The organism is Sphingobium sp. PNB, assembly GCF_019873065.1.
GTDB lineage: Bacteria > Pseudomonadota > Alphaproteobacteria > Sphingomonadales > Sphingomonadaceae > Sphingobium > Sphingobium fuliginis.
Genome location: NZ_JAINEZ010000116.1, coordinates 1 through 13,530 on the forward strand (window position 1 = coordinate 1; position 13,530 = coordinate 13,530).

The 13,530-nt window shown below is 63.8% G+C and carries 12 protein-coding genes and 1 pseudogene; 7 read left to right on the plus strand and 6 right to left on the minus strand.

Annotated features, from left to right (window positions below):
• Together K7W03_RS24375 and K7W03_RS24380 are read left to right on the plus strand one after the other, a co-directional pair.
• On the plus strand, positions 1-314 hold a 314-nt coding region (locus K7W03_RS24375; protein WP_222887568.1), incomplete at its 5' end, for a toprim domain-containing protein.
• Positions 311-754, plus strand: coding sequence for a hypothetical protein (locus tag K7W03_RS24380; RefSeq protein WP_020819387.1), 444 nt, complete (start codon positions 311-313; stop codon positions 752-754). The genes K7W03_RS24375 and K7W03_RS24380, both read left to right, overlap by 4 nt.
• Before the next feature lie 39 nt (positions 755-793).
• On the opposite strand, the gene K7W03_RS24385 is transcribed toward K7W03_RS24380, so the two are convergent.
• The 4 genes from K7W03_RS24385 to K7W03_RS24400 all read right to left on the minus strand — a co-directional run bounded on the left by K7W03_RS24385 (position 794) and on the right by K7W03_RS24400 (position 6,424).
• The gene (locus K7W03_RS24385; protein ID WP_020819388.1) at positions 794-1,087 is read right to left on the minus strand and encodes a type II toxin-antitoxin system RelE/ParE family toxin; all 294 of its coding nucleotides are present in this window, start codon (positions 1,085-1,087) and stop codon (positions 794-796) included.
• Positions 1,084-1,353 (minus strand): CopG family ribbon-helix-helix protein, encoded by a 270-nt coding sequence (locus tag K7W03_RS24390; protein ID WP_020819389.1) that lies wholly within the window; start codon positions 1,351-1,353, stop codon positions 1,084-1,086. The genes K7W03_RS24385 and K7W03_RS24390 overlap by 4 nt, the downstream gene beginning before the upstream one ends.
• A 364-nt stretch (positions 1,354-1,717) precedes the next feature.
• Positions 1,718-5,167, minus strand: a complete 3,450-nt coding sequence (locus K7W03_RS24395; RefSeq protein WP_020819391.1) for an ATP-binding protein — start codon at positions 5,165-5,167, stop codon at positions 1,718-1,720.
• A gap of 3 nt (positions 5,168-5,170) precedes the next feature.
• Positions 5,171-6,424: a metallophosphoesterase family protein gene (locus K7W03_RS24400; RefSeq protein WP_020819392.1), complete on the minus strand. Its 1,254-nt coding sequence runs from the start codon at positions 6,422-6,424 to the stop codon at positions 5,171-5,173.
• A gap of 298 nt (positions 6,425-6,722) precedes the next feature.
• Here K7W03_RS24400 and K7W03_RS24405 point away from each other — a divergent pair, with 298 nt between their 5' ends.
• Positions 6,723-7,076, plus strand: a complete 354-nt coding sequence (locus K7W03_RS24405) for an NAD(P)H-dependent oxidoreductase (protein ID WP_079640273.1) — start codon at positions 6,723-6,725, stop codon at positions 7,074-7,076.
• A gap of 33 nt (positions 7,077-7,109) precedes the next feature.
• Entirely contained in the window at positions 7,110-7,721 is a 612-nt protein-coding gene (locus K7W03_RS24410; RefSeq protein WP_020819394.1) for a PAS domain-containing protein, read from the plus strand.
• 204 nt (positions 7,722-7,925) lie between these two features.
• Here K7W03_RS24410 and K7W03_RS24415 read toward each other — a convergent pair whose 3' ends face one another.
• A complete protein-coding gene (locus K7W03_RS24415; protein WP_021222983.1) occupies positions 7,926-8,792 on the minus strand; it encodes an arginase family protein in 867 nt (288 codons plus the stop codon).
• 152 nt (positions 8,793-8,944) lie between these two features.
• On the opposite strand from K7W03_RS24415, the gene K7W03_RS24420 reads away from it, so the two are divergent.
• Together K7W03_RS24420 and K7W03_RS24425 are read left to right on the plus strand one after the other, a co-directional pair.
• Positions 8,945-11,059: a ParB/RepB/Spo0J family partition protein gene (locus K7W03_RS24420; RefSeq protein ID WP_020819396.1), complete on the plus strand. Its 2,115-nt coding sequence runs from the start codon at positions 8,945-8,947 to the stop codon at positions 11,057-11,059.
• A gap of 81 nt (positions 11,060-11,140) precedes the next feature.
• Complete coding sequence (locus K7W03_RS24425; RefSeq protein WP_081796477.1) at positions 11,141-12,202, plus strand: ArdC family protein; 1,062 nt, start codon at positions 11,141-11,143, stop codon at positions 12,200-12,202.
• On the opposite strand, the gene K7W03_RS24430 is transcribed toward K7W03_RS24425, so the two are convergent.
• Positions 12,091-13,017 (minus strand): PLP-dependent cysteine synthase family protein, encoded by a 927-nt coding sequence (locus K7W03_RS24430; protein ID WP_020819407.1) that lies wholly within the window; start codon positions 13,015-13,017, stop codon positions 12,091-12,093. The two genes, K7W03_RS24425 and K7W03_RS24430, sit on opposite strands and share 112 nt — an antisense overlap.
• Before the next feature lie 164 nt (positions 13,018-13,181).
• On the opposite strand from K7W03_RS24430, the pseudogene K7W03_RS24435 reads away from it, so the two are divergent.
• Positions 13,182-13,451: pseudogene (locus tag K7W03_RS24435) on the plus strand (hypothetical protein); the annotation flags it as partial.
• Positions 13,452-13,530: the final 79 nt, after the last annotated feature.

Genomic DNA, 13,530 nt, shown 5'->3' on the forward strand with positions numbered 1-13,530 from the left:
CATGGCAAGGGGGAGGGCGGGCGGCTTCTTGCCTGGCGCTTGCCGAGGGCTTCGAAACCGCGCGGGCCTTCACCCTCATTCAAGGAGCTCCCTGCTGGGCGAGCTTGGGTGCACGGCGTCTCGATCAGATCCTGCTGCCGCAAGGTCTGACATCCTTGATCCTCGCCGTCGACAATGACGCCGAAGGTGAACTGGCGGCGGCACGCGCGGCGTTGCGATATGCTCGGCCCGGTCTTGAGATAACGTGGATGGCGCCGCGCGGCGTCAAAGACTGGGCGGAGGTATTGGAGGCGTCTATGGGATCATTGCGATGAACGAGGCCCGCAGGACGCATATCCGCTCGATCGCCCTGGACCGCGACGTGCGGTTCCTGCTGCATTTCACCCAAGCTGCGAATCTCACTGGGGTCGTGAAGCATGGCTTATGGCCGCGCCGCGATCTGGCAGCAGCCGATCATTTGGCATACGCCAGTGATTACGGCCGATTGGACGGAAACAAAGACGCCGTCTCTGTTTCGATTTTGTGCGTGAGCGAGCCGAGGTTCGCTGGCGGCGAAGAGGAGAGGCGAGACCTCGCACCCCATTTTCCCACCGACCGTGAAGCCGAAGTGCAAGTTTTTCAGCGGATCGAAGCCGACCACATTCCTGGTGCCATCGTCGGTCAACCGGGACTGGCGGAACCCGTGAGAGCTACTCTGAAATGGCTGTCCGGCCGACTGCGGCAGGTTGAATTTCAGGATTTCGGTCTGGTCTGAGGATAGAAGCGACTGCGGCGGTGGTCGATCGCATCCTCGCTACTGCTCCGATTCGAAGTTGCGGTTTTCGCGGCAATGCCAGAGGCGCAGTATGAAGATCGTTCCGGCCGCGATCTCGTAGCGCATCTCGTAGTTGCCGACGATGATCCGGCGGACCTCGCGCGGCTCATAGGCTTCCAGCTTCTCGCCGATCCTCGGATAATCGATCAGCCGATCCGGTGCGTGGGCGAGTTGCTGGACCACGCGCGCCGCCGCTTCGGGGGCGACCGGACCCAGATGCTCGTGCAGTCGCACAAGGTCCGACGACGCCTTGCTGGTCCACTGGATCTTCATTTGACCGGCGAGGGTAGCGGCTTGTCCGTCCCAAGGCTGTCGGCCCATGCCGTGATCGCCTGGTGGTCGATCACCCGTCCGGCATCGACATCCTCCAGGGCTTCGAGCGTCATCCGGTGACGCTCCTCCTCCTGATCGACCCAGGCGGCGAGCGCTTGCTTCACCACCCAGCCGCGCGAGCGTTCGAGTCGCGAGGCCATTGCTTCAACCTTTTCCGCGAGCCCCAGAGGGACATGCGCGGTCAATACCTTCGTCTCGGTCGCCATGTTTATCACCTGTTATCAGTCCGATTAAAATATAATCATACTGACGAGAAAACGCAAGTTGGGGAGCCGTGGAGTCGAGAACCGGGCGAAGGCGCTGGAGGCCGCGCTCCGCTATTTGCCGTCCTTCAAGGCGTCCTTGACCCGCTGCCGCATTTCCGCAGCCTCCGCCACGTCATGCGGCCTTAGATCGAAGCCGTCGGGCAATTGCCAGCGGCACCGATATTCGCTGGCGCGCATCGAATGGGACGAGGACAGGTGCCGCTGCAGGTTGCGTACACAAAGCGCCGAAAGAGTGTCGGAGCAGCGCGTTCCGGATTCGAACAGCCAGTCCAGGGCGGCTTGATCTGAAGGTCGCTCGGCTGTCTCAGGCCAGGGAGCATTCCGAGTGAAGGTCTTCGCCGACGACAGATCGGGCGATCGCCGCCAGATGGGGGTGATGGGTGAAGAACAGCACCTGCGTCGATCGCGCGAGTTCCGCCAGCACCCTGAAACCGGCCTCGGAACGCTCATCGTCGAAATTGACGAACAAGTCGTCCGCGAGGAAGGGCAGGCGAACACCGGCCGCGATGGATTGCTCGACAGCTGCGAGGCGAAGCGCGAGAAAGAGCTGGTCCGTGGTTCCCTCGCTCATCGCCCCGACGTCCACCACGGTCCTGCCATCGTCGCGCAACCCCAGGAGCCGTGAATTGGGTCCGTCGCTGTCGATCCGCAGCGCCGCATACCGCCCGATCGTCAGCCGGCGGAAGATCTCGCTTGCGCGCAGCAGCATGGGATCCTGATGGCGCTCGCGATATTGTTCAATCGCCCAGCGTAGCGTGACGGCCTCGGTTCGCTTCAGGATAAAATCTTCGGCAAGAACAGCGAGCTCGGCCCGGGCCTGCTCGGCATCCGAGGCCGCGTCGGCGGACGAGCCGCTTTGCGCCTCCAGACCGGCAAAGACTCTCCTGGCATCGCCGTGGGCGCTTGCGGCAGTGGCAACCTCATCGTTGAGCTGGGTCAGCTGCCCCGAGAGCGACTGGATTCGGACGGCCAGACCGTCAGCATCGACGTCTTCCAGGGACGCGACAAGCTCATCCAGTCCCTTGCCGTCGCCCGCCGCGACGATCGCGGCTTCCGCTTCGCTGACCGCGTGGCGCAGGGCGCGCGCTGCTCGCGAACGCTCGATGGCCGCACCCAGGCCCTGCAGGTCGGTAGCGCCCGTCTCCTCCAGAAGCGCGGTCAGCGAAGCCCAGGCCGCAGCATGCCGTGCGTCTTCGGCCGCCATCTCAGCGCTTCGGCCGGCAATGCTTTCCTCGAGTGCCTCCAGGACGCTTGCGGTCGAGCGCGCCGCCGAGAGCCGGGCCCGCATCCCTTCGAGTAGCGTCACTCCGCCGCCCGAGGCGGCAATCCCCAGCCTTTCGGTTAGGGCCGCAACGCTTTCGTCATGTTCACGCGCGTCTCTCGCTATGCCGTCGATGCGTGTCTGCAGGTCTCGCTGCGCGGCAATCGCGGCTCTGAGCTCGTCCAGGACGTCGAGAGTTGCCGGAGCGCTGGCTATGTCGAGATCGATGTCCGCTTCGACCAGCAGCGCGCGCCAGGCCTCCATCCGCGTCGCCATACTCTCATCGACACGCGTGCGGCGGCGCTGCAGACCTTCCGCATCCTGCCCGATTTGTACGAGTGCGGCCTCGTCGAGTCTGTGCTGCTCGGCGGCCGCCTCGCCGGCTTGCCGAATCCGTGTGGCGAAGGCGAGCAGCGGCAGGAGGTCTTCTCCCTTGGGCACCGACTCGTCTGCGAGGGCGGCGACCAGGCTGGCACGCAATTCATTGCGCCGCGCAACGATCGCCCTGGCATCGTCGTGGGCATCGATTGCCTCCTGATGTGCTGCTTCAGCCGTTTCCCGCTCGGACACCCAACCGAGGAACCGATTGGGCTCCAACGCCGGAAAGCCCGCCTCCGCCAACTTTCGTGCCCAGCCCGTCAGCGCGCTTTCGCGACGATCGCTTGCCGCCTGCGCGCGCGTGTCCGCCTGGTCAGCGGCCAGAAGGAGCCTGGTCCGGCGTTGACCCATGACCGTCAGACGGCTCGACTCGTCGGCGGCGGCGTAGCGGGCATCTCCGCGTTCATCTGCTCGAGCGACTGCCGTCTCATAAGCATCGACAGCTTCATCAGGGGAGGGGAGGGCCATGCCTTGCCGCATGTGCGCGCGCAGCGGTCGCCAGAACGCGTCGCGCTCGCTTCGAACCGCGGTGATCTCCTCGTCAGCCACCGCAGCGCCCGACGAGAGCTGCTCCATTTCGAGCGAGAGCGCCTCGGCCTCTTCGCGGGCGCGCGAAGCGGCGTCTGTTGCCCGCTGCAGATCGGTCTCGGCCTCGGCAAGGACGGATCGCACGTCTTCGATTTCGTGCCGTGCCAGTCTGGGAAGCGCGGCCAGGGCCGATGCGTCCCCGCTCCAGGGCGTGAGCCGAGCGAGCGCCACGTCCAGGCTGGCCGCGGCCCGGTCGGCTTTGCGCTGCGCCAGTTCGCAGCGCGCGTCCGCATCGGCCCCGAGGGTCCTGGCAAGGTCGATCGCCGTTACGATCGCGGTCAGATTTCCTGTTTGGGGGCGATCCGCAATCTTCCGCTCGATCGCGACACGCCTTTCAGCCAGGTCCTGCTCACTCTCGTCGATCTGCCGGAGCGCCGCGAGATCCTCGGCATGACCGAGCGCGATTTCGCGCAGTCTGGAACTTACGATCCGGGTGGGGGGATCGGAGGCGAGCGCGCCGGCTTCGGCGCGGAGCCGGGCGACAAGACCTCCCGATGCGGATCGCTCCTCGCTCAGACGCGCTAAGTCCTGTTGACCCTTTGTCACCGCGCCCGACGAAGCGATCAGCGCGTCGATTTCGGCGTCGTGGGCGAGGACCGACGGATCAGGAGAAAGCGCCTCGATCTGTGCCCGGGCTTCGTTCACCAGATTCTGCGCGGCGGCCCTTGCACGCGAAGCGGCCTCCATCTCGGCCATTGCCGCTTCGGCGGCGTGCTCGCGCTGCGGCCCGATATCAATCGTATCCATGTGGGCGGCAAGCGCCGCGAGATGGTCGCTGCGAAGACGGACGGCAGGCGCAATCCGGCGGATGCGCTCGAGGCGGCTGACCTCGGCAAGAACTTCGTCGCGCCGCCGCTGAACCTCTTCGAGCATCTGCTGGGCGTCCGCGACCGCGCCTTTGGCATCGAGCCAAGCCTTCGGCTTGAGGGCCTGGTCCCGGACTGCTCGGGTCTGCGCTTCGAAATCGCGTTGGGCCTGCGTGAAGCTCCGCCTCGCCGCGGCGCGTTGTCCCCAGATCGCATCGGCTTCGCTCTCGAGGCGAGCCAATTCGTCCGCAACACCCGTGAGCCCGGAGCCTGCGGCAAAGAGGGCTCGGCCCAGGTCGTTGCGGGCCTCGACCATGGCCCGCCCGCCCGCTCGCAGGCCATCCTGGTCGAGGCTGAAGGAGAGTGCGAATGTCTCGCGCGTCTGCCCCCGCAGCATGGCGAGCAGCATAGCTTCGTCGAGGAGACGATCCTCGGCATCGATCAGTGTCCCGGCCGTCCCCTTCTTGCGGCGACAAGCGAAGCTGTGCCCCTCGTCCTCGAGCACGGCCCCAACGCGCAGCAGGGCGTAGTCGTAGACGAAGTTGTAGGGAGACCGTGCCGGGAAACCGAACAACAGATCGGAGACCGCCGCAAGCGAGGTCGATTTTCCCGCTTCGTTGGCGCCGTACACCACGTGAAGATCGGGCTCGCCTTGGCGAAAGGAAAGCTCGCAATCCTCGAAACGACCATAACGCTCGAGTGACAGGGTGGCGAACCGCATCGCTCAGTCCCCCTTCGTCAAACGCGAGCGGAGCGCCTGGGCGGCGGTTCCGATGACCGCGTCCCACTTGCCGTCGCCGGCATAGCGGCGAAGGTCCGCTTCGTCGGCATCGGGGAGCAGGCTCTGCGCCGCGAGCAGGAAGGGCGCAAGGTCCGCGGCCAGCAGTTCGTGCAGTTGAGGATCGGTGGCGGCCCGATCGATCAAGGCAGCGAGATCGTCGCCGACAATCACCTCACCGGCGGCGGCGGGCTTCGTCACGAGCAGCTTCACTTTCTCGATGAAGAGATTGGGCGAGATCGAAGCGGCCACGGCGCGCGCGACGTCGCGCAGGTCCGCGGCGCTGTCGATGAGCGCGCCGGCGCTGTCGGTCTCGCCCGTCAGCACAAGCCGCGTAACGAGCGGCAATCCATCGCCGCCGTGCTGCCACGCTTCAAGAAGCGCCGAGCGCATGCGTTCCGCAATGCTATCGGCCGGCACGTCGGTACAGTCGATATCGACCGCGAGCCAGCGGATCACATCCAGATCCAATCGATCGATGGAGGAAACCTGACCATCCTCCACGGTGACGATCACCGCGCCCTTGGGGCCCGTCTCGCGGATCGTGCGACCCTGGATGTTGCCCGGGAAGACGACATGAGGCGCCTCGCACACGATCTCGTGTTGATGGACATGGCCGAGCGCCCAGTAGTCGTATTGCTTGGCTTTGAGATCATCCAGGCTGCAGGGCGCGTAATCGGCGTGGCCCTTCCGGCCTGCCAGCGCGGTGTGCAGCATCCCGATATTGAAGTGATGCTCCGCAGCGGCGGGATAGGACGGAACGAGATTGTCGGTGACAGCCGGTGTCGAGAAGCTCTGTCCGTGGACCGCGACCTGGAGCTCGGCAAGCAGATGGGTTTCCGGTCGGCGCGCGCTGAACAGGCGGACATTGGGCGGCCAGGGAATGCTGCGGGTGATGACGGAGGCGGCATCATGGTTGCCGGCGAGAAGGAACACCGGGATTTCGGCCCGATCCAGGCGGCCCATGGCGCGGGCGAAATAGAGGCCGGTGCTCATGTCCTTCCACTCACCGTCGAAGAGGTCGCCAGCGATCACGACGAAATCGACATCTTCGTCGATGGCGCGTTGTACCAGATTGTCGAAAGCCGCGCGGGTGGCTCCTCTTATGTCGTCCTCGGGCAGACCTTCATATCTCGACAGGCCATGGAGCGGGCTGTCGAGATGAATGTCGGCGGCATGCAGGAAACGAAAATCGCTCAAAACTCTTCCCCCCTCGAAAGCGGCGATATTCTCTGGGTCACCGCGATCCTCCGTTTGTGTAGTGCCCCATGGGAGAACACCCCCAACATGGCCGCAGAGCTATTGGCCATGCGTTCCGCACAGTCGCATGTATTGTAATCAGGGTTCCTCCGCCAGTTTCCCGACTCTTGCGAGGAAGAAACGCTCCCCCTCATAGCTCAAGTGATTTCATCTCGGCTGGCCGGTGCCTGTCGCCACCGACACTCCGGGATAATCCCAATTGCACGACGATGCGTGGATGGCGGATTCAGGAGATGTCATGACCCGCATCACGATTATCGATGGGCATCCCGACCCAAACGGGACCCGGTACGTTCATGCGCTTGCGGATGCCTATGCGGCGGGCGGCGAGGCGGCAGGCCATGAAGTGCGCCGGATCGAGATTGCAGAACTTGATTTCCCTATCTTGCGATCGGCCGGGGAGTGGCGGGACAATGCGCCCGCCGCCGCCATTCACAAGGCCCAGACAGACATTCGCTGGGCGAATCATGTGGTCATCCTTTACCCACTATGGCTCGGAGACGTTCCTGTGCTCAGAGGTCATTCAGTGTATTTATTGCGTTGCAGATGCCAGCGAGTCGGGGAAACTTCTCGGGACCGGAGAAGTTCATAGATCCGAGGCACAATTGAAACCTTAGGGGGTAATGTGCAACGCTTCATCCTGCACGAAAACTTGAAGAAATTCAGGGCCTGCCTGGGCGCAGACGTTGCCGACACCGAGCGCAGCTATCTGCTGCAGCAGATCCGTTCAATTCAACGCGAGCTTGCATTGCTCAACGCCGCCGCACTTGGCGTGCAGAGATATCCTATTGAATTTGGCGCGCTATCATCATGTGATCGGAGCCTTTTTCAACGCCTGACGGAGACCTCTACCCAGCCTACGATGATCATCGATCCGAGGGCTGGTATGCGAATCCTCGACGTCAACGATGCGCATACTGCCATCACCTATACCGAGCGCAGCAGAGTGGCCGGAGAAAGGCTCTTTGACGTCTTTCCGGATAATCCGGATCTTGAGGATGCAACCGGCGTCGCAGGCTTGTTTGATTCCATCCGCATCGCGGCACAGGGACGGCGCCAGCATGCCATGAAAGCACAGCGCTATGACCTGCGGGGTTCCGATGGCCGGTTTCTCGAGCGCTATTGGCAGACGGTGTCCGTTCCGATCCTGAATGACGAAGCGCAGCTGGTGTGCATTCTGCATCAAGCACGAGATGTCACCGAAACAGTCGGCACTGCGGGTTTCGTTGGTCATTGACACCCTCTAATGACGTCTCATCGGCGGTCAGCGCCGCTCTCACAGGAGAAGTCCGTCACATTCAGATTGTGAAGCATCGCGTAGCGGTGACGACGTTTACCTCGAGATCGGGGGGAGGGCGTGTCCAAAGCGGCGAGGATAGCTTCGCGAGTGGTGCGCCATTGGTATTCCGAAACTCGGGGCGGTTTCAGCCCACAGTGAGTTTCATGATTTCATGATGGGTAACTCGGCAAGGCTGTTTCTCAGGCGCAGCATGTCCCATGGCAGATGTTCGGCGATGGCAAGGCCAACCATATCCACTGCCGCGCCGATCTCTTTCAACAGGCGCACCACCTGGTCCAGCTGCATACGGCCTTGCTCTATTCCATCGAAGGCCCCCTCCGGCATGCCCGGCCTGTTGAACAGCAGCGGAGAAAAATGAGCCGGATCGAGGACATCGAGGTCGAAATGTACCGCAAGATGCGTGATTCCCTCGGTCTCGATCCAGTCGAGGATCGGCCGGCTGCTGTCAGCAAGGACGGCTGGCGGGATATGCCGGATGCCCAGTTCCTTCAGGATCAGGTCTTCATCCGCGTTCCATCCCTGCATGCCGGCGATCATCACACGCCGGGCGTCCAGCTTGCGGGGCACTTCTGCCGTGAAAGCCTCGTCGCCCCGGCCAAGCAGCAGGGCAAGCACATGGGCATGGGCGTGCGAAAACTCGGCAGCGCTCATCACGTCGGGATGGGCATCGAGCCAGAGAACGCCCAGCTTTTCACCATATCTGCGGCTTAGATACGCCATCGGCGCAAGATCGACCAGGCAGTCGCCGCCAAGCGTCACGATCCGATCGGGCGCATGCCGCTCGATGGCTTCGCGCGCCGCTCTTGCTTGAGACAAGAGGGCGGCGCACCACTTGATGCCACGGCTAACCGGCGGGGAGCTTCCGTCCGGTTCCGGAACCGCCACGGTTTCCTCGGGGCCGTCATGCGGCGGGGCAAGCCAGCGCAACAATTCGGAACCAAAGCTATAGGCGGGTTCATCGCCACCCTGCCATTGCGGCATGTTCAAACGGAGCGTCGTGGAGGTCACCGCAGATCATATTCTTTCGAGGCCGGAAGAGAAGACAATGTAGGTTGTCCGGCGGAAAAAAGCCACGCCCACGGGGCGCCCCGGGGTTCGAGAGGGAAGGGGGAGTGATGCTGGTGTCCGGGCTGATCCGGATGCCAGAAGGAGTTCCTCCGATGACCACGACCGTTAAGCTCTCGAAGCTTACGCTTTCTCCCATCAATGTCCGCAGGCGGCCCGACGACCTGCTGGAAATACCGCAGATGGCCGCCGATCTCGAAGCTCGCGGCGTACTCCAGAACCTGCTCGTCACGCCTGTGAAAAAGCCGCGCGGCACTTTCGAGGTCTTCGATGGCGGTCGCCGCCTGCGCGGTCTGCTCATGCTCGCCGAGCGCGGCACCATCGACCCTGAAACCTACGATGTTCCCGTCAAGGTTCTCGTCGGCGACGAGGCGACCCTGTCCGAGACCTCGACCGCGGCCAACTTCCATCAGCTCAAGATGACGCCTGCCGAGGAATGCCGCGCGTTCCAGTATTTCATCGGTCTCAATAATGATATCGACGGTGTCGCCAAGCGCTTCGGCCTCACCCGTCGGTTCGTCGAGGGCCGCCTGCGGCTCGCGACCCTGGCCGAGCCCATCTTCGAGGCGCTGAGCGAAGGCACCATCACGCTGGACGTCGCCAAGGCCTATGCCTCGACCGAAAACCAGGAGAAGCAGCTTCTCGTCTGGAACAGCTACGGCACCAGCTATGCCAATGCCGACACTATCCGCCGCGTCATCGCCAACGAAACGATGAAGTCGACCGATCCGGTCGCGATCCTGGTCGGCGAGGACCGCTATGCCGAGGCTGGCGGCAAGATCGACCGCGACCTTTTCAGCGACAGCGGCGACAAGTGGGTGAACCCCGAGATCGCGCAGCGGCTCGCCGCGGACATCATGGAAGCGGAAGCCAAGCGGATCGGCGAGGAACTCGGTCTCGCCTGGATCCGGCCGATTGCGTCGAACTACACGCATAGCGCGGCGACCGGCCTCTACCGGGTGATCCTGCCGCAGCCTGATTTCACCGAGGCGCAGCTGGCCCGCCTCGATGCGATTGCACAGCGGCAGGAAGCCATCGCCGAGGAGATGGATGACGAGACCATCGATGAGGATGCCTACAAGGCGCTCGACCAGGAATATGATGCCCTGTCCGAGGAAGAACACGCGCTCCACAACATCCCGCCGGTGCTGCCTGACGAGATCAAGCCGCTCGTCGGCGCGTTTCTCAAGCTGACGCCCAGAGGCGAGATGGTCCTCGACACCGAATATTATAGCGAGGAACCGGTCAGCATCGGCGGCGCTGATGAAAACGGCGAGGACGACCACGGCGATGGTGCCGGCGGTGGCGGTTCGACCGGCCCGGGCGGCAGCTACACGCCGCCTGCTCCGCCGCCCGAAGCGATCGCCCCGGGCGGCAAGCCGCTCAGCGCCCGGCTCTACGATGAGCTGGCGATGCAGCGGCGCGACGTGCTCGCAGCGACCCTGCTCAGCCATCCGGCCCTGGCGCTCGACTATGCGCTCTTCGTCATGATTGACGATCGCGCCAGCACGTTCAGCGCCTATGGCTCGACCATTCGCGCTCGCTCGCCGCAGGATCCGGTGAGTGGCGACCAGCCGACGACCCGCGCGCGGGGCTATCTCGCCGAAGCCCATGACGGGCTCGATGCGAGTTGGCTGGAGCACAAGTCCGAGGTCGACCGGTTCGAGGCGTTCCGGGCGCTCGACGACGACAGCAAGGCGGCCTGGCTCGCCTACATCGTGGCGATGTCGCTCGAAGCGAAGGCGAGCTACCGCGCCGAGCAGTGTCCGCTCCACAACCGGTTGGCGACGATCATGGATGTCGATGTCGCAAGCTGGTGGCGGCCGACATCCGAGAACTTCTTCGACCGCATCAGCAAGGGCTCGATCCTGACGCTGCTCGCCGATGTCGGCGGCGCGGCGCTGACCGCGCGCCACGCGACGATGAAGAAGTCGGAGATCTCGGAATCGTGCGCGAAGCTCTTCGCGGGCGAAGCGATCGTCGAGCCCGAGGTCCGGGACGCGGCGCTTGCCTGGGTGCCCGACGCCATGCGCTTCCTCGACAAGACCGAGGCGGACGATCTCGAACCCGCCGAAGGCGATCCTGAAGAGCAGGCGATCGTCGAGCCCGAGGATGCCGAAGAGGTTGGCGTGGCTGGCGTCGACGAGACAGTGTCCGGTGCCTGCGAAATCGAAGCGGAATCGCCCGATCAGGACGCTCTCGCGGCCTGACGCCGCTTTCTCCTGGATGCCTTGCCGCCGGCGCGTGGTCCCGTGCCGGCGGCCTTTTCCCCTTCCGCACGGAGAAGCGCCATGTCCCTTGCGAAACGCACGAGCCGCGATGTCGCCGCCGAAATCACCGACCTCATCATCCGCAAGCTCGAGGAGGGTGTTCCGCCCTGGTCGAGGCCCTGGCGGCTGAACGGGGCGGGCGGACGCCCGCTGCGTCATTGCGGCACGCCGTATCAGGGCATCAATACGCTTTATCTCTGGGCGCTCGGCGATGCCCAGGGTTATCGTTCGCGTTACTGGATGACCTGGCGCCAGGCGGAAACGCTAGGCGGGCACGTCCGCAAGGGTCAAACCGGCGCGCTTTCGGTTTATTATTCCTCGTTCAAGAAGCGTGAGGAGCACCCCGAAACCGGCAAGCAAGTGGAGCGGAGCATCCGGTTCCTGCGCCATTACATCGTGTTCAACGCCGATCAGATCGACGGTCTTCCAGCCTATTTCTACCCCTCTGACGAACCGGAGCAGCCTCTGATCCCGTCCGAGCGGCAGGCGGCGATCGACGCCTTCTTCACGGGAATCCCTGCCGACGTTCGCCATGGCGGAAACCAAGCCTACTTCACACCGACCTTCGATCATATCCAGCTGCCGAACCGAACGGCCTTCCGCAGCATGGATCACTATGCGTCCACGCGTTGCCACGAGACGGTTCACTGGTCGGGCCATTCCAGCCGACTCGCACGGACCTTCGGCAAGCGCTTCGGCGACAAGGCCTATGCGTTCGAAGAACTGGTCGCCGAGATCGGGGCGGGGCTCTGCTGTGCTGACCTTGGTCTGCCCAACGTCCTCCATGACAGTCATGCGAGCTATGTGGCGCATTGGCTCGGTATCCTCCGCGGCGACAAGACCGCGATCATCCACGCTGCCGCCAAGGCTGAACAGGCTTTCGCGTATCTCAAAAGCTTCGGCGCGGCGAGCAAGGCGCAGCCGGCAGCCGACCGGATGCACGTCCATCGGGGCCACCCCCACGCCGAGGTTCAGTATTTCAGGCCGGTATCACAAAGCACCGTTGCCACGACGGCATCAGCCGTCAACCGCCCCGATGCCAGCAGCTTTGCCGCGGCGCAGACGTTCGCAGCGGCAGAATAGCCGACGTACAGGCCCTCGCGATGGGCCAGAGTACGCCGCCACTCTTCAGCTTCATCATCGCTGATGCCGACACTCATATCCATCAGCGACGGATCCCAGTGCGGCGGAACCGTGCCATAACCGATGCCCTGGAGTTTATGCCGGGCGTCGAGCACCGGTTCTCCGGCCAGCGGCCGCGCGTTCAGCGGTTCGACAGCGGCGCAGACCGTACCGGGATTGGCGCGCTTCAACGCCTTTGCAACGCCCACGAAGGTGCAGCCCGTGCCGACCGCTGCAACCCATCCGTCGACCGGGCCACCGAACTGCGCCAGGATCTCCGGGCCTGTCGTGGTCTCGTGCGCTGCGATCCCCTCTGCAGCGTTGAACTGATCGACGTAGAAACCGTCACGCGCCCGGGCGATCGCGCAAGCCGCCTGTGCGGCAGCATTGACATCGGAACCCGTCACCTGGCCCGGGCTTCCATCCACCTGGGCGATGAGCACCACTTCGGCGCCGAGTCCTTCGAGCATCTTCGCTCGCGCCGGACTGTTGCCTGCCGACATCGTGACGACGAGGGGATGGCCGAGCGCGGCGCATGCCACCGCCAGTCCGGCGCCCATGTTTCCGCTCGTCATTTCCACGACCGGCATTCCCGGCTTCAGCCGGCCATCCTCTCTTGCGGCAAGCAGGATCGCCTTGGCGGCACGGTCCTTCACACTTCCCCCGGGCAGCAGGAACTCGGCCTTGGCGATGATGCGACCAGGACCCGTGTAGATGCGATCCAGTGCGATCAAAGGCGTGCCGCCGATTATCTCAATGGCCGACGCGGCGAGCATGACTTCTCCGACAATGACGGGTGCGGAAGGTCACATCCGCACGACATGAAAATACTGCGACTTTGATACGCGGGCGTTCGCCTGCTGACCAGCGCTCGCGGCCCGACGATCCTCAAACCGGAAACGGCCAGCGGCCGGTTTCCTTCCTCAAGAAAGGACTCATCATGGGATGGCTCTTCATGCCCTTTACGTCGATGGGCGGCCACAAGACCGCCAAATCCTATCTCGACGCGCAGCTTACCTACGAAAACACGCTCGAGGACGGCACGAAACGCGGCCTCAGGGTGCTCGCGTCCTCCTGTCCGGGAAATCGGACCTATTACGCCGCAGCCCAGGAAATCGTGGACGGCATTGCCGGCAACGTTTTCGCGGTAGTGTGCCTGGTGCGCTGGAATCCACGCTCGCGCGATGGCCACCAGTTCGGGTACAAGGATAGTGCGCCGTTGCGGCGCTGAAATGGAGTATCAGTGATGATGAGGTAAGTTGAGAATGCCTCTGCTCGCCGGACTAACC